Origin of the sequence: Stenotrophomonas sp. MYb57 (assembly GCF_002966815.1) — a bacterium.
GTDB classification, from domain to species: Bacteria; Pseudomonadota; Gammaproteobacteria; order Xanthomonadales; family Xanthomonadaceae; genus Stenotrophomonas; species Stenotrophomonas indicatrix.
The window spans coordinates 4280838-4295813 of the sequence record NZ_CP023271.1 but is presented as its reverse complement, the minus strand read 5'-3'; the positions used below and the strand labels follow the sequence as shown (position 1 = coordinate 4295813).

Annotated in this window: 15 protein-coding genes; 12 read left to right on the top strand and 3 right to left on the bottom strand. The window is 66.4% G+C overall.

From position 1 onward, the window contains the following. Positions 1-479: 479 nt before the first annotated feature. Positions 480-1406, bottom strand: coding sequence for a phosphoribosylaminoimidazolesuccinocarboxamide synthase (locus tag CLM74_RS19645; RefSeq protein WP_032976644.1), 927 nt, complete (start codon positions 1404-1406; stop codon positions 480-482). A 144-nt stretch (positions 1407-1550) separates the two neighbouring features. On the opposite strand from CLM74_RS19645, the gene CLM74_RS19640 reads away from it, so the two are divergent. The 5 genes from CLM74_RS19640 (at position 1551) to yegS (ending at position 4950) form a co-directional block, all read left to right on the top strand. After that, positions 1551-1880: a DnaJ domain-containing protein gene (locus tag CLM74_RS19640; protein ID WP_025874605.1), complete on the top strand. Its 330-nt coding sequence runs from the start codon at positions 1551-1553 to the stop codon at positions 1878-1880. Between the two features lie 57 nt (positions 1881-1937). After that, positions 1938-2612: a ribulose-phosphate 3-epimerase gene (gene rpe, locus CLM74_RS19635; RefSeq protein WP_025874606.1), complete on the top strand. Its 675-nt coding sequence runs from the start codon at positions 1938-1940 to the stop codon at positions 2610-2612. A gap of 57 nt (positions 2613-2669) precedes the next feature. Further along, complete coding sequence (locus CLM74_RS19630; RefSeq protein WP_025874607.1) at positions 2670-3149, top strand: GNAT family N-acetyltransferase; 480 nt, start codon at positions 2670-2672, stop codon at positions 3147-3149. A 26-nt stretch (positions 3150-3175) separates the two neighbouring features. Further along, positions 3176-3763 carry a hypothetical protein gene (locus tag CLM74_RS19625; protein WP_105164780.1) on the top strand — a complete coding sequence of 196 codons (588 nt, stop codon included), beginning with the start codon at positions 3176-3178 and terminating at the stop codon, positions 3761-3763. Positions 3764-4017: 254 nt separating this feature from the next. Further along, positions 4018-4950, top strand: a complete 933-nt coding sequence (yegS, locus tag CLM74_RS19620) for a lipid kinase YegS (protein WP_105164779.1) — start codon at positions 4018-4020, stop codon at positions 4948-4950. 8 nt (positions 4951-4958) lie between these two features. On the opposite strand, the gene CLM74_RS19615 is transcribed toward yegS, so the two are convergent. Further along, on the bottom strand, positions 4959-5822 hold the full coding sequence (locus CLM74_RS19615; protein ID WP_234003395.1) for an ankyrin repeat domain-containing protein: 864 nt from the start codon (positions 5820-5822) through the stop codon (positions 4959-4961). 452 nt (positions 5823-6274) lie between these two features. Between CLM74_RS19615 and CLM74_RS19610 the strand changes: the two genes are divergently transcribed. The 7 genes from CLM74_RS19610 to CLM74_RS19580 all read left to right on the top strand — a co-directional run bounded on the left by CLM74_RS19610 (position 6275) and on the right by CLM74_RS19580 (position 13997). Continuing rightward, entirely contained in the window at positions 6275-8278 is a 2004-nt protein-coding gene (locus tag CLM74_RS19610; protein ID WP_234003394.1) for an XVIPCD domain-containing protein, read from the top strand. A gap of 176 nt (positions 8279-8454) precedes the next feature. Continuing rightward, positions 8455-9930 carry an anthranilate synthase component I gene (trpE, locus tag CLM74_RS19605; protein ID WP_099785640.1) on the top strand — a complete coding sequence of 492 codons (1476 nt, stop codon included), beginning with the start codon at positions 8455-8457 and terminating at the stop codon, positions 9928-9930. A gap of 67 nt (positions 9931-9997) precedes the next feature. Next, positions 9998-10777, top strand: a complete 780-nt coding sequence (locus CLM74_RS19600) for an SIMPL domain-containing protein (RefSeq protein ID WP_105164776.1) — start codon at positions 9998-10000, stop codon at positions 10775-10777. A 2-nt stretch (positions 10778-10779) separates the two neighbouring features. Next, positions 10780-11367, top strand: coding sequence for an aminodeoxychorismate/anthranilate synthase component II (locus tag CLM74_RS19595; RefSeq protein ID WP_025874614.1), 588 nt, complete (start codon positions 10780-10782; stop codon positions 11365-11367). 16 nt (positions 11368-11383) lie between these two features. Next, positions 11384-12415 (top strand): anthranilate phosphoribosyltransferase, encoded by a 1032-nt coding sequence (gene trpD, locus CLM74_RS19590; protein WP_025874615.1) that lies wholly within the window; start codon positions 11384-11386, stop codon positions 12413-12415. 74 nt (positions 12416-12489) lie between these two features. Then, a complete protein-coding gene (gene trpC, locus CLM74_RS19585; RefSeq protein ID WP_105164775.1) occupies positions 12490-13284 on the top strand; it encodes an indole-3-glycerol phosphate synthase TrpC in 795 nt (264 codons plus the stop codon). Then, on the top strand, positions 13281-13997 hold the full coding sequence (locus CLM74_RS19580) for a haloacid dehalogenase-like hydrolase (protein ID WP_025874617.1): 717 nt from the start codon (positions 13281-13283) through the stop codon (positions 13995-13997). The genes trpC and CLM74_RS19580 overlap by 4 nt, the downstream gene beginning before the upstream one ends. A gap of 151 nt (positions 13998-14148) precedes the next feature. Here CLM74_RS19580 and CLM74_RS19575 read toward each other — a convergent pair whose 3' ends face one another. Then, positions 14149-14910, bottom strand: a complete 762-nt coding sequence (locus tag CLM74_RS19575; RefSeq protein WP_025874618.1) for a sulfite exporter TauE/SafE family protein — start codon at positions 14908-14910, stop codon at positions 14149-14151. Between the last annotated feature and the right edge of the window lie 66 nt (positions 14911-14976).

Genomic DNA, 14976 nt, shown 5'->3' with positions numbered 1-14976 from the left:
ACCCCGGGCGGGGCCGCCAGTAGAGCCAGGCCATGCCTGGCTGCAGTTTCGCCGGGGTTGCCGGCCAGCGGCCGGCACTACCAACCGCCAGTAGAGCCAGGCCATGTCTGGCTGCAGGTTCGCGGGGTTGCCAGCCAGCGACCGGCACTGCCAACCGTCAGTAGAGCCAGGCCATGCCTGGCTGCAGGTTCGCCGAGGTTGCCGGCCAGCGGCCGGCACTACCAACCGCCAGTAGAGCCAGGCCATGCCTGGCTGCAGGTTCGCCGGGGTTGCCGGCCAGCGGCCTGCATTACCAACCGCCAGTAGAGCCAGGCCATGCCTGGCGGCAGGTTCGCCGAGGTTGCCGGCCAGCGGCCGGCACTACCAACCGCCAGTAGAGCCAGGCCATGCCTGGCTGCAGTTTCGCCGGGTTGCCGGCCAGCGGCCGGCACTACCGCACTCAGAACGCCCCCGCCACGCGGGCCGGGGGCGCAGGGGAATCAGTCGACGCTGATCCCGGCCAGGCGCTGCAGCGCCTCGGCGTACTTGGCGCGGGTGCGCTCGATGATCTCCGCCGGGATGCTCGGGCCCGGGGCGGTCTTGCCCCAGTCCAGCGTCTCCAGGTAGTCACGCACGAACTGCTTGTCGTAGCTCGGCGGGCTGGTGCCCACTTCGTACTCGTCGGCAGGCCAATAGCGCGAGGAATCCGGCGTCAGCATCTCGTCCATGATGTACAGGCGACCGTCGGCGTCGGTACCGAACTCGAACTTGGTGTCGGCCAGGATGATGCCGTGCTCGCGTGCGTAATCGGCCGCGAACTTGTAGATGCGCAGCGTCGCGTCGCGCACCCGCTCGGCCATCTCCGCACCGACCGTCTTCACCATCGCGTCGAAGTCGATGTTCTCGTCATGGTCGCCAACGGCGGCCTTGGTCGAGGGGGTGAAGATCGGCTCGGGCAGCTGCTCGGCCTGGCGCAGGCCGTCGGGCAGCTCGATGCCGCTGACCTTGCCGGTGCGCTGGTAGTCCTTCCAGCCGCTGCCGATCAGGTAGCCACGGGCGATGGCTTCCACCGGTACCGGCTTCAGCTTGCGGGTGACCACCGCGCGCTTGGCGTACAGGGCCGCGTCCACGCCCTCGGGCAGCACGCTGGCCACATCGATGCCGGTCAGGTGGTTGGGCATCAGGTGCGCGGTCTTGGCGAACCAGAAGTTGGACACCTGGCAGAGCATCTCGCCCTTGCCCGGGATCGGGTCGGGCAGGACCACATCGAACGCCGACAGGCGATCGGTGGCGACCATCAAGAGGTAGTCCCCCGGTGGGGTACCGGCCGGCAGTCGCTCGCGCGGGATATCGAACACATCACGCACCTTGCCGCGGTGGCGCAAGGGCAGGCCGGGGAGATCGGATTGCAACAGCGTGGTTGGCACGGGCACTCCTGGGGCTTCGTCGAGACGGCTGCCCAGGGGACCCGGCGGGCCCGCAACTGGTCAGCGGGCGGCCTAGTGTAAAGCGGTCCGGGCCCGCTGTGACGTAAAATGAGCGTCCATTTCGTCGGCCGACCCCGGAGCGCCATGCGCTGGTACGGAAAACTGCTCGGATTCATCGCCGGCGCCCTGCTGTTCCGGCCCAATCCGCTGTTCGGCGCGGTGGTCGGCCTGTTGCTGGGGCATGCCTTCGACAGCGACTGGTTCCGCCTGAACAAGGAGAACCCGTACCGCGAGCTGGGGCTGACCTCCGAGGCCACCGATGCCGAGGTCGAGCGCGCCTACCGCAAGCTGATCTCCCAGTACCACCCCGACAAGCTGGGCGGCGCCGCCCCTGAGCTGCAGCAGCAGGCCGAGCAGAAGTCGCGGCGCATCAACGCCGCCTACGACCGCATCAAGACCCTGCGCAAGCGCTGACCCCATTGCCCCGCCTGCGGGCGGGAGACCCCTTTCCCCGTTCCGAAGGCCCCGGCCATGTCCAACTGCCTCATCGCTCCTTCCATCCTCTCGGCCAACTTCGCCCGCCTGGGCGAGGAAGTCGACAACGTCCTGGCCGCAGGTGCGGACTGGGTCCATTTCGATGTGATGGACAACCACTACGTGCCCAACCTGACCATCGGCCCGATGGTCTGCCAGGCGCTGCGCAAGCACGGCGTCACCGCGCCGATCGACGTGCACCTGATGGTCGAGCCGGTCGACCGCATCATCCCGGACTTCGCCGAGGCCGGTGCCACCTACATCAGCTTCCACCCGGAGGCCAGCCGCCACGTGCACCGCACCATCCAGCTGATCCGCTCGCTGGGCTGCAAGCCGGGCATCGTGCTCAACCCGGCCACCCCGGTGGACATCCTCGACTGGGTGCTGGACGACCTCGACCTGGTGCTGCTGATGTCGGTCAACCCGGGCTTCGGCGGCCAGGCCTTCATTCCGTCGGCCTTGGACAAGCTGCGCGTGGTGCGCCAGAAGATCGATGCCAGCGGCCGTGACATCCGCCTGGAGATCGATGGTGGCGTGAAGGCCGACAACATCGGCGAGATCGCCGCCGCTGGCGCCGACACGTTCGTCGCCGGCTCGGCCATCTTCAACGCCAAGACCAGCTACCAGGACGTGATCGCGCAGATGCGCGCCAACGTCGCTGCAGCGCGCTGACAAAAAGGGGACGGAGGGGATTAAGCTCGTTCAATTCCCTCCGTTCCCTCTTCGCCCATGGCACTGTTGAACATCCGCCCGGCCACCGTCGCCGACGCCGGCCTGATCCTTCGGTTCATCCGCGAACTGGCGATCTACGAGAAGGCCGAGCAGTCGGTGCAGACCGATGAGATCGGCATCGCCGAAAGCCTGTTCGGCGCCGACGCCACCGCCCGCGCGCTGGTCTGCGAGGCCAACGGTGAAGCCATCGGCTACGCGGTGTATTTCTACAACTATTCCACTTGGCTGGGGCGCAAGGGCATCTACCTGGAAGACTTGTACGTGAGCCCGGAAAAACGCGGCTCCGGCGCGGGCAAAGCGCTGCTGAAGTACATCGCCCGCCAGGCGGTAGCTGAAGGTTGTGGTCGCTTCGAATGGTCGGTGCTGGACTGGAACACGCCGGCCATCGAGTTCTACACCGCAGCCGGCGCCAGACCGCAGGACGAGTGGACGGTGTACCGGTTGGAAGGTGAGGCGCTGAAGGCATTCGCCGGGTAGGCCGTTTCCTGGTGACTGGTGTGCCGATGAAATACGCCATTGCCGCACTCCGCCAGCGGCTGCCGGCCCCGATTGCCGTCTGCAGGCAGGCGCTGGAGGCTGCCGGCGGTGACCTGTCACAGGCGCACGCCTTGGTGGTTGATCAGCTCGTGGCCGATTACGGGCACCGCACAGGGTTGGGTGCCGCCGAGGCGGCCATCGAGCTGCAGGCCGCTGGCCATGACGTGGAACACGCCATGGTGCTTTGGCGTCGCCGCCACCCATCGCCGCCGCCGCGGCCATTCGCGGCGCTTGAAAAGGGATGGGCGCTGGCAGCGGAGCTGGCTTCGGTGGGCGCCGGGTTGCGCTGCTTCGCCCATGTCATTCCTGGCGAACAAGACACCTACGAGCTGCGCATGATCACCCATGCCGCACGCTTCACCGAGACCGCCTATGGCTTCGACTACGACTACGCCATGCAGGACGCGCAGACCAGGGTGGAACGCAGGTTCGTGACCGGAATTCCGGCGCTCGACCTTCTGTTGCAGGAGTACGCAATTGATGAAGCGATGTTGTGCAGCATCGATGCCTTCGACAGCTGCCTCCTGCACGGTCCCATCGAGGCTTACCTGTAAGCCGATATGCAGCGCCGCGCAGCAAAAAAAAGCCACGCCAAACGCTGGCGTGGCCTTGCTGCATGCGTGGGAGGCTGATCCTGCCTCCATCCGTCGTCCCTGCTATGGCCTTCCATTCTCCCGGTGGCCGATGACACCTGCATGACATGCCGCGCGGGCGAGCCCAGCGCCCTGACCTGAACGGTGGCCGCCGCCTTTCACTGGCCCCGAACGCGCGGTTGCTAGCCTGTGCCGCCCTTCCCTGGAAGCACCGCATGAGCACCCCCCGCTGGCGCCTGATCCTCAACGGCAAGTCCGCAGGCAACGATGACCTGCGCGAGGCCGTGGGCCACTGGCGCGAACGCGGCGTGCAGCTGGAAGTGCGGGTGACCTGGGAAGACGGTGATGCCGAGCGCTACGTCGCCGAAGCCATCGACCACGGCGTGGACGTGATCGTGGCGGCCGGCGGCGACGGCACGCTCAGCGCGGTGGCCGAGACGCTGGCCCATCGCGACGAGCCGGCTGAGGCGCTGCCTTCGCTGGCGCTGGTGCCGATGGGCACCGCCAACGATTTCGCCACCGCTGCGGGCATTCCGGTGGAGCCGCAGGAGGCCTTCGCGCTGATTGCCGGCGGCCACCCACGCCCCATGGACCTGCTGCGCGTCGATGCCGACGGCAAGCCATGGTGGTGCGCAAACCTCGCCAGCGGTGGCTTCGGTACTCAGGTCACGGTGGAAACCGATGCCGGCTTGAAGAAGATGCTTGGCGGACTGGCCTATGTCATCACCGGTATCGCCAAGCTCGGCCGCATCGAACCCATCACCGCACGCCTGAGCGGGCCGGACTTCCAGTGGGAAGGTGGGTTCATCGCGCTGGGTATCGGCAACGGCCGTCAGGCCGGTGGCGGCCAGCAGCTGTGCCCCCAGGCACTGATCGATGACGGCCTGCTGGACGTCACCGTGGTGCCGGAACTGGAGGGTGAAGTCGCAGCCACCCTTGGACAGATGCTGACCGGCGGCAAGGAGGCGGCGCTTGAACGTGTCGCCACGCGCGCGCAGCTGCCGTGGCTGCAGATCGACGCACCGCAGCCGTTGACGTTGAACCTGGACGGCGAACCGGTGCAGGCACGCCGCTTCCGCATCGACTGCGTGGCGGGCAGGGTGCGGATGCATCTGCCGGATGACTGCGTGCTGCTTTCCGGCAGCTGAGACAGGAATCAGAGCAGCGGAATGTCTTCTTCCTTGCTCGGGAATTTGAAGGCCTCGCGCTTCCTGCGGATGTGTTCGGGCATCGGCGGGCGGGGGATGTTGCGCTCAGCCAGCCATTGCTGGCATTTCTTCTGCCACGGCAGGTTGTCCGGCGTGGTGATTTCCCAGTAGATGTCCTCGACCATCTTCTGCCGGCCAGGCTGGCTGGACCCTTCCGGCTTTGCAATCGCTGGATCAGCACCATGTTCCAGTAGCCAGTAAGCGTAGTCGAAGCCGCCTCGCGCTGTGTACCAGCTCAGGACCGTGTCATCGCCCAGGTCCAGGCTTGATTCATTGATGTTGGCCCCGTTCTCAATCAGTACCTGGATGTTCTTCCACTGATTTCCGCTGAGGAATGCCTGCAGCAGTAGAGTCTCGTTGGCTGAGTTGCGGGTGTTGGGGTCTCCGCCATGCTTCAGGAGCAGCTCCAGGAAGCGAGGGTCGTCCATCTTTGCCGCGTAGACCATCGCATTGTTGTAACCAAGCCTGCGCCCGTCCACCGTCTTGTATACGCGTGCATTCGGATCTGCGCCGTTGTCCAGGAGAGCGCGCAACCCATCAAGATTCCTCGCCCGAATGGGCCACGCCATCAGGGGGATTCCAGTGTCACGAGCGAAGACTCTGTCGGGATTAACTCCTTCGTTCTTTATCAGGCGCCGAACGGTGTCCGAATCGCCATGCTCGGTTGCTATCGCAAGCTCGAGGTTTTTTCCGTCGAAGTACTGTTCGGCGCCATGGCTCGATGAAAGGGCGCATCCGCTCACCATCAGAAAGATGGCGTAGAGCATTATCGGGAACGTCCTTTTCAAACTTTCAAAAACATGAATGGGCATGTTGATTCCGCAACGGTGCTCGAGACGTGACATTAGCAAACGGATCTGATAATCGATATGTGTCGCGGGGGCATGTCCCCTCAAGGTGGATGGAGCTTGCCATGAAGGATCACGACATTGACGCGCGGGCACGCGCAGTCCAGGAACAGCGCGAGCTTGTGGAGCAGTTGCGCGCAAGCGGCCACAATGAAGATGCAGATCGTTTGCAGGAGACATACCACGCACGTGAGATGTCTGGACTTGCCTCCGATGTGTATCAGTCAGCCAAGCATGCTGGCGAACCGCCGGCGGGCTGGACTCGCGCAAGCACGGATCCTGCAGCTTTGCGTGCGGCGGGCTTCGAACTGTCGGACGCAACCGTCCGTGACCTGTTACAGCCACCTGAATCGGGATTCCGTGCCGAAATCTACATCCCTGACAAGCGCGTCTTCGGCGAGGATGCGAAACCTGTCGTGGTCTACAAGGGATCTACGGGTGAGATTGTTGATCCTCTGGCGCCCGATGGAAAACGCGAATCCGGTGGCGAGGATTTCCTCAACAACGGTCAGCAGGGCATCGGCATGCGCAGCGATTACTACGATCGCGCCATGCGTCTTGCCTCCATCATCAATCAGGAGCGCCCCGGTGGCTTCGAAATGGCCGGTCACTCCCTCGGTGGCGGCATGGCGTCCGCCGCGTCCGCAGTGACCGGCGCACGTGCCACCACGTTCAACGCCGCCGGCCTGCATCCGGCTACCCCGGCGCGTTTCGCCAAGGACAACGGCCTGCCGACCTTCGACACGCAGCAGACCGTGCATACCTACCAGACCACCGGTGAAGTGCTGAACGATGTGCAGAACGGCATGCACCGCCTGAGCGAGCAGCAGCGTCGTGGCTACGGCGTGCTTGCCAACGAGCTGGGCATGGTGCTGAAGGATCCGGCCATGCAGAAGGTCGTCGGTGAAAAGCTGCGCGAGATGCTGCCCCCGGGGGCGCAGACCTCCGCCGCACAGTTCATCGAACAACTGGCGAGCCAGCCGGGCCAGCAGGCGCTGCGCGATATTCCGCTCGCGGCAGGGCGCCTGGAATTGTTGCTTGAGCCCAAGACCCGCGATGCGCAAGGGGCGCTCGTCGATCGCCCGCACGTGGCGCCGCCCAGCCAGGTGGCGGAACTGGCGGGGCCGTTGTCCACTGTGCTGCACGCCACGGCCTACGGCATGCGTAGCGGTCGCCTGGCCGGCGAGCAGGTCGAGCGGGCGGGCGCTGCCACTGCCCAGGTGCTGGACAGAACGGGCGATGGCGTCGAGCGCGTGCTGAAGACCGAGGGCATGGTCATCGGCCAGGTAGTGAACATGGGCTCGGCCAGCCTGCAGTTGGGTACCCGGGCGACGAGCACGGTGGTTGCTTCGGGGCGCGAACTGACCGGAAGCATCGAATCCACCCTGCACCGCGTCGAATCGCAGACCCGCTCCCATGGCCTGTCCGCACTATCGTGGGTCGCTGACCGGGTGGGCGCGGACAACGTCGCCGGCAGGCTTGCCAAGCAGGCCGAAGACGTCCGTGACCACGGCGAGCAACATGCGCAGCATGCGACGAAGCAGGCCCTTGCCGATGCCGCAGGCACGCGCGCGGCGGGCGAGCGCGTGGCCGCCGCCATCAACCACGACGGCCAATGGGTCGCTGGCAAGCTGCAGAACGGTTTCGCGACCGCTGGCGCCCATGTTGACCGCGGCTATGACCTGGTGGCCTCCCATGTGAAGGGCATTACCGACAAGGCGCCGATCACCCTGTCCGCGGTAGGTGGTGCTGCGGTGGGCATCGGGGCTGCTGCTGCGACCCACTTGCCGACCGGCAACCTGGCGTTGGACGCAGCGAAGCTGCACAACCTCGACAAGTCCGAACGCGTCATCCGCGGAATGATGCCGGCCTTCAGTGAGGCGACCGCCCGCCATGGCATGGATCCGACGGTCATCCCCAGTCTGGACTCGGAACTGATCAAGCAGGAGGCCGCCGCCCGGAAACTGGTCGAGCGGCCCCCGCACGTCCAGCCTGCCGCCGAACCCTCGGCGCAGGCGATCGGCATCGATCATCCCTCCCATGCCGGCAACCCCCTGTTTGTGGGTGCCCAGACCGGGGTCCACGCGCTGGACCGCGCCCACAACCGGGTGCCTGACCTGCAGAGCGACCAGCTCGCCGGCGCACTGGCCGTGCAGGCCAGGCGCGAGGGGCTGGAGTCCATTTCCCACGTGGTGCTCAGCGACGACCATAGCCGCGCCTTCGCGGTGGATACGCCCGACCTGAACGCCGCGCACCGTCGCCATGCCCACGTCGAAGTGGCGGCGGGCATGGCCCAGCCGTTGAGCGCGAGCACCGCCCAGATGGACGCGATCAATGCCACTCGCGAGCAGGCGCAGGGGGTGTCGCTGGCCCAGCAGCAGGTGCACGAGACCCAGGAACAGGCACGGCGGATGGGCTAGGGCGGCGTAAACCGCCCGTCGCCAAAGGGTTTCCCTGCGGCCAAAGCTGCGATACAGTCATTGGGTGTCCAGCCTGACGACCCCGCATACCCTTTCTTCCGCACGCCGTTGGTGGCGATGGTGGCCTGTTGCCGTCGTCCGTCCCCATAACGCTGTGTCCCGGAAGGAAAGTCGTCTTGATCTCGCACGCTCAGTTTCAGCAGCAGGCCGCTGAAGGCCACACCCATATTCCCGTTGTCCGCGAAGTGCTGTCCGACCTGGACACGCCGCTTTCGGTCTATCTGAAGCTCGCCGACGGCCCCAATACCTACCTGTTTGAATCCGTCGAAGGCGGCGAGCGCTTTGGTCGTTACTCGATCATCGGCCTGCCGGCACGTCGCGTGTACGCCTTCCACGGCCACACCCTGACGGTGCGCGAGGACGGCCAGGTGGTGGAAACCCGCGAGGTGGCCGATCCGTTTGCCGAGGTCGAGGCGCTGCGCAGTGCTCACTCGGTGCCGAAGCTGGAAGGCCTGCCGGGCTTCACCGGTGGCCTGGTCGGCTGGTTCGGGTTCGAGTGCATCGGCTACATCGAGCCGCGCCTGGCATCGCCGGCCGGCCGCGACGAACTGGGCACTCCGGACATCCTGCTGCTGCACTCCGATGAGCTGGCGGTGTTCGACAACCTGAAGGGCCGGCTGTACCTGATCGTGCACGCCGACCCGCGCCAAGCGGGCGCATTCGAGCAGGCGCAGGCGCGCCTGGACGCATTGGCGGCCAGGCTGCGCGCGCCGGGTGCCGGCTATCCGGCACCACTCACCAGCGACGTGCTGGACGAGTCCGATTTCGTTTCCGGTTTCACCCGCGAAGGCTTCGTCGATGCGGTCCAGCGCAGCAAGGAGTACATCCGTGCCGGCGACATCTTCCAGGTGGTGCTCAGCCAGCGCCTGAGCGTGCCGTTCAAGGCACGCCCGGTGGATGTGTACCGCGCGCTGCGGGCACTGAATCCCTCGCCCTATATGTACTTCCTCGATGTCGGCGACCTGCAGGTGGTCGGCTCCTCGCCGGAAATCCTGGTGCGTCTGCAGGACGGTGAAGTGACCGTGCGCCCGATCGCCGGCACCCGCCCGCGCGGCGCCACGCCGGAACTGGACCAGGCGCTGGAAGTCGAGCTGCTGGCCGATCCGAAGGAACGCGCCGAGCACTTGATGCTGATCGACCTGGGCCGCAACGACGCCGGCCGCGTGTCCAAAGCCGGTACCGTGGAAGTGGGCGAGCAGTTCGTGATCGAACGCTACAGCCACGTCATGCACATCGTCAGCGAAGTGACCGGGCAGCTGCAGCCGGGCCTGAGCTACGCCGATGTGCTGCGCGCCACCTTCCCGGCCGGTACGGTCAGCGGCGCGCCGAAGATCCGCGCGCTGGAAGTGATCCGCGAACTGGAACCGATCAAGCGCAATGTCTACGCCGGCAGCATCGGCTACATCGGCTGGCACGGCGATGCCGATACCGCGATCGCGATCCGCACCGCCGTGATCAAGGACGGCCGCCTGTACGTGCAGGCCGGCGCCGGCATCGTCTACGACTCGGACCCGGACAAGGAATGGGACGAGACGATGAACAAGGGCCGCGCGCTGTTCCGTGCCGTCGCCCAGGCCGCCAAGGGCCTGTGAGTTTCCCCGTGCTGTGGCCTGCGCCGCAGCACCCCTCGCTGTTTCCATTCAAGACAAGGAGTACCGCATGAAGCTGCTGAGCGCATTGCTGTGGTCGTCGCTGCTGGCCACGATGGCCCCGTCTGCCTGGGCGCAGGCCAACACCATTCCCTCGCAGCCGCACCTGCTGGTGAAGGGCGAGGCGCGCCGTCTGGTGATGCCTGACCGGTTCGGCCTGCAATTGAACATCGAAGAGACCGATATGGATACCGATGCCGCGCGTCGCCGCGTGCAGGACAACGTCGCCCGCGTGCTGGCGCTGTTCAAGCAGCACAAAGCGGTGGACGGCAGCGTGCGCGCGGACAACCTGCGCATCGGCCCAGCGACGCGCTATGAGCAGAACCGGCAGGTCTTCATCGGTACGCGCGTGTCACGCCAGCTGCGCGCCAGCTTTGCCAGTGTGAAGGCGATGCAGGATGTGCTGGGTGCGCTGAAGGCCAACGAGAACGTACAGGTCAGCAGCCTGGCCCCGACGTACTCGGGCGAGGTGGCGCTGCGCCGTGAACTCAAGGGCGAGGCCGCAGCCAAGACCCGCGAGTCCGCGCAGGGCCTGGCCAAGGCCTACGGCACCCATCTGCGCGGTCTGTACAGCATTTCCGATGTGGCGCCGAACTTCGCCTACGGCATCCAGGCAGGCAGCTGGCCCAGCAGCGGCGATCTGGTGACGCCGCCTTCGCCGCCCTCGCCCGAGGCGCCGATGAACAGCATCGAGACCACGGGCTCGCGCCTGCCCGAATCCATCGAAGCGGGCCCCATCACCTACACCGAAAACGTGTACGCCATTTTCCTGATAAGCGACGGAACCTGACCATGTTGTGGATGATCGACAACTACGACAGCTTCACCTACAACCTCGTGCAGTACCTGCAGACGCTGGGTGCCGAAGTGAAGGTGGTGCGCAACGATGCGATGAGCGTGGACGAGATCGCCGCGCAGAAACCCGAGCGCATCGTCATCTCGCCCGGCCCGTGCACGCCCAACGAAGCGGGCGTGTCGCTGGAGCTGATCCGGCGCCTGGGGCCGACCACGCCGATCCTCGGCGTGTGCCTGGGCCACCAGGGTATCGGCCAGGTCTACGGCGGCACGGTCATCCGTGCTGGCAACATCATGCACGGCAAGACCTCGCCGATCCGCCATGAGGGCAAGGGCGTATTCGCCGGCCTGCCGGACGGTTACCAGGCCACCCGCTACCACTCGCTGGTGGTGGACAAGAACAGCCTGCCCGATGCGCTGGAAGTGACCGCGTGGACCGAGAACGAGGATGGCTCGATCGAAGAGATCATGGGCCTGCGCCACCGCCAGTTCCCGGTGGAGGGCGTGCAGTTCCATCCCGAATCGATCCTCACCGAGCATGGTCACGCGCTGCTGCGCAATTTCCTGCAGCGCCCGGCTGCCTGATCCAAGGAGTATTCCGATGAGCTTCTCCCCCCAGGAAGCCCTGCAACGCACCATCGAACACCGCGAAATCTTCTTCGACGAAATGGTCGACCTGATGCGGCAGATCATGCGCGGCGATGTCTCGCCGATGATGACCGCCGCCATCCTCACCGGCCTGCGCGTGAAGAAGGAAACCATCGACGAGATCGCCGCCGCGGCGACAGTGATGCGCGAATTCGCGCTGGCCGTGCCGGTCGCCGATACCACCCACCTGGTCGACATCGTCGGCACCGGTGGCGATGGCTCGCATACCTTCAACATCTCAACCTGCGCGATGTTCGTTGCTGCTGCCGCCGGCGCGCGCGTGGCCAAGCATGGCAACCGCAGCGTGTCGTCCAAGTCCGGCAGCGCTGATGCGGTCGAGGCATTGGGCGCAGCGATCGAGCTGCAGCCGGCGCAGGTGGCGGCGGCCATCGAACAGACCGGCATCGGTTTCATGTTCGCGCCGATCCACCATCCGTCGATGAAGGTGGTGGCGCCGGTGCGTCGCGAGATGGGCGTGCGCACCATCTTCAACATCCTCGGGCCGCTGACCAACCCGGCCAGCGCACCGTCGGTGCTGATGGGCGTGTTCCATCCCGACCTGGTGGGCATCCAGGCGCGCGTGCTGCGCGAGCTGGGTACCGAGCGTGCGATGGTGGTCTGGGGCCGCGACAACATGGACGAGATCTCGCTGGGCGCCGGCACCCTGGTGGGTGAGCTGCGCGACGGCAAGGTGCGCGAGTACGAGATCCATCCGGAAGACTTCGGCATCGCCATGTCGGCCAGCCGCAACCTGCGCGTGGACGGCCCGGAGCAATCCATTGCCATGCTGCGCGCCGTGCTCGACAACGAGCCGGGCCCAGCGCTGGATATCGTCGCCCTGAATGCGGGCGCAGCGTTGTATGTGGCCGGGGTGGCCAGCGATATCGGCGACGGCCTGGCCCGCGCCCGCGCGGTCATCGCCGATGGCAGCGCCCGTGCCCGCCTGCAGCAGTATGTCGATACCACCCGCGCGCTGGTTGCCTGAGCGCGCGGTTCAGCCTGACCCACCCGATGGCCGATAATGGTCGTCCTCACCGCCCCAGCACCGACCCGACGACGATGAGCGATATCCTGCAGACGATCCTGGCCCGCAAGGCCGAAGAAGTAGCCCAGCGCCGCGCCCAGCGGCCGCTTGAGGAGCTGCAGGCCGCGCTGGCCGATGCGCCACCGGTGCGCGGCTTCGTGCGCGCGCTGCAGGCTGCAGTGGCCAATGGCGATCCAGCGGTGATTGCCGAAGTGAAGAAGGCCAGCCCGTCCAAGGGTGTGATCCGCCCCGACTTCCGCCCGGCCGACATCGCGGTCAGTTACGAGTTTGGCGGCGCCAGCTGCCTGTCGGTGCTGACCGACGTGGACTTCTTCCAGGGGGCCGACGCCTACCTGCAGCAGGCGCGCGAAGCGTGCACGCTGCCGGTGCTGCGCAAGGACTTCGTGATCGACCCCTACCAAGTGGTCGAGGCGCGCGTGCTCGGCGCCGACTGCATCCTGCTGATCGTCGCCGCGCTGGACGATACGCAGCTGGCCACGCTGTCCGAACTGGCGATGTCGCTGGGCATGGACGTGCTGGTGGAAGTGCATGACATCGACGAACTGGAGCGTGCGCTGCAGGTGCCGGCGCCGATGATCGGCATCAACAACCGCAACCTGCGCACCTTCGAGGTGTCGCTGCAGACCACGTTGGACATGCGCCTGGCCGTGCCGCGCGACCGCCTGCTGGTTACCGAGAGTGGCATTCTCGGCCCGCAGGACGTGGCGTTGATGCGCGATGCCGGCATCCACTCGTTCCTGGTCGGCGAGGCCTTCATGCGCGTGGAAGAGCCGGGCGAGGGTCTGCGTCAGCTATTCTTCGCAGCATGAAAACGCACTATCCAACGCCGCGCGAGGATGCGCCGCTGGTGGTCTTCGACTTCGACCACACCCTGTATGACGGCGATTCGGGTACCCACCTGTTCGCGTCGCTGATCAAGCGCAACCCGCTGCGGATGCTGGCGGCGCTGCTGGTCACCCCGATTGCCGGGCCAATGGTGGCGATGCTGCCGACCCGCCGTGCCGGTATCTCGGTCTATGTCTGGATCGGCAGCTTCGGCCTGCACCGCGCGCGTGAGTTCAACAAGGTGATCGACGCCTACGTGCTGCGCAACGAGGCGCAGATGCGCGCCAAGCTGTTGCCGCAGGCGCTGGAGGTGTTCGCCGCGCACCGTGCCAAGGGCGATCGCGTGGTGGTGGCCACCGGCGCACCGCCGGAGCTTGCCCGCGCGATCCTGGCCTTCGTCGCTCACCAGGACGTGCCGGTGATCGGCACCGAAGTGGGGCCGCGGCTGGGCGGGGTAGGGCCGACCCGTCACTGCCACAACGAAGAGAAGATGCGCATGCTGCGCGAGCGCGGCTACGGTGACATCGACATCGCCTATTCCGACAGCACCGCCGATCTCCCGCTGCTGCTGGCGGCGAAAGCGCCGGTGGTGGTCAACCCGAAGCCGGCCAAGGTGGAATTCTTCCGCCGCGTGCTGCCAGCCGGTACCCGCATCCTCAACTGGGGCTGCGTGGACCGCGGTGGCGACAAGGCGTAATCGATCCCGCCTGCCCGCCGGGCAGGGACCCGGTAGTGCCGGCCGCTGGCCGGCAACCTCATGAACTGCGGAAACGCGTGCCAGGTTGCCGGCCAGCGGCCGGCACTACCGAAGCCCGCGCGGGTAGCGCCGGGCCACGCCCGGCGGGCGGTCAGCGGCCCAGGTACCCGAACAGCGCATGGCCCACCTGGAACAGGCTGATGCCCAGCACCAGCACGCCCACTGCGACCAGCACCCAGCGTTCCTTCACCCGTTTCACCAGCACCGCCGCCACCGGCGCGGCCATCATGCCGCCGATCAGCAGGCCGGCGACGATCTGCAGGTGCTGCACCCCCATCGACAGCAGGAACGTGGCCGAGATGGTCAAGGTGACCACGAACTCGGCCGCGTTGACGGTGCCGATCGTGGTCCGCGCCTGACCGCCGCGGGCGAGCAGGGTGGAGGTGGCCACCGGGCCCCAGCCACCGCCGCCGCTGGCATCGAGCAGGCCGGCGAAGAAGCCCAGCACCGGCACCCGGCGGATCTCGCCCTTGGGCATCCAGCGGCCGGCCGCGCGGGCCAGGATGATGATGGCCAGCACCAGCAGGTACAGGTAGATCAGCGGGCGGATCAGGTCGCCAGGGACCTGTGTCAGGACGTACGCGCCGAGTGCACCACCCAGTGCGCCGGGCAGCGCGAGGCGGAAGAACAGGCGTTTGTCGACATTTCCTGCAACCAGATGCGACACACCGGATGCGCCGGTGGTGAACACCTCAGCGGTATGGACGCTGGCGCTGACCTGTGCGGGAGGCAGCCCCATGCTGAGCAGCACCGATGAAGAAACCAGCCCGAATGCCATGCCCAGCGCACCATCGACCAGCTGTGCGCCAAGGCCGATGAGGATGAACCACCAGAATTCGCTGCTCAGTTCCATGGATCGAGCCTAGCGGAAGCGGGTGTGCGGGACATGCGATGGTACGTCGCACGTATGGCGACCCGC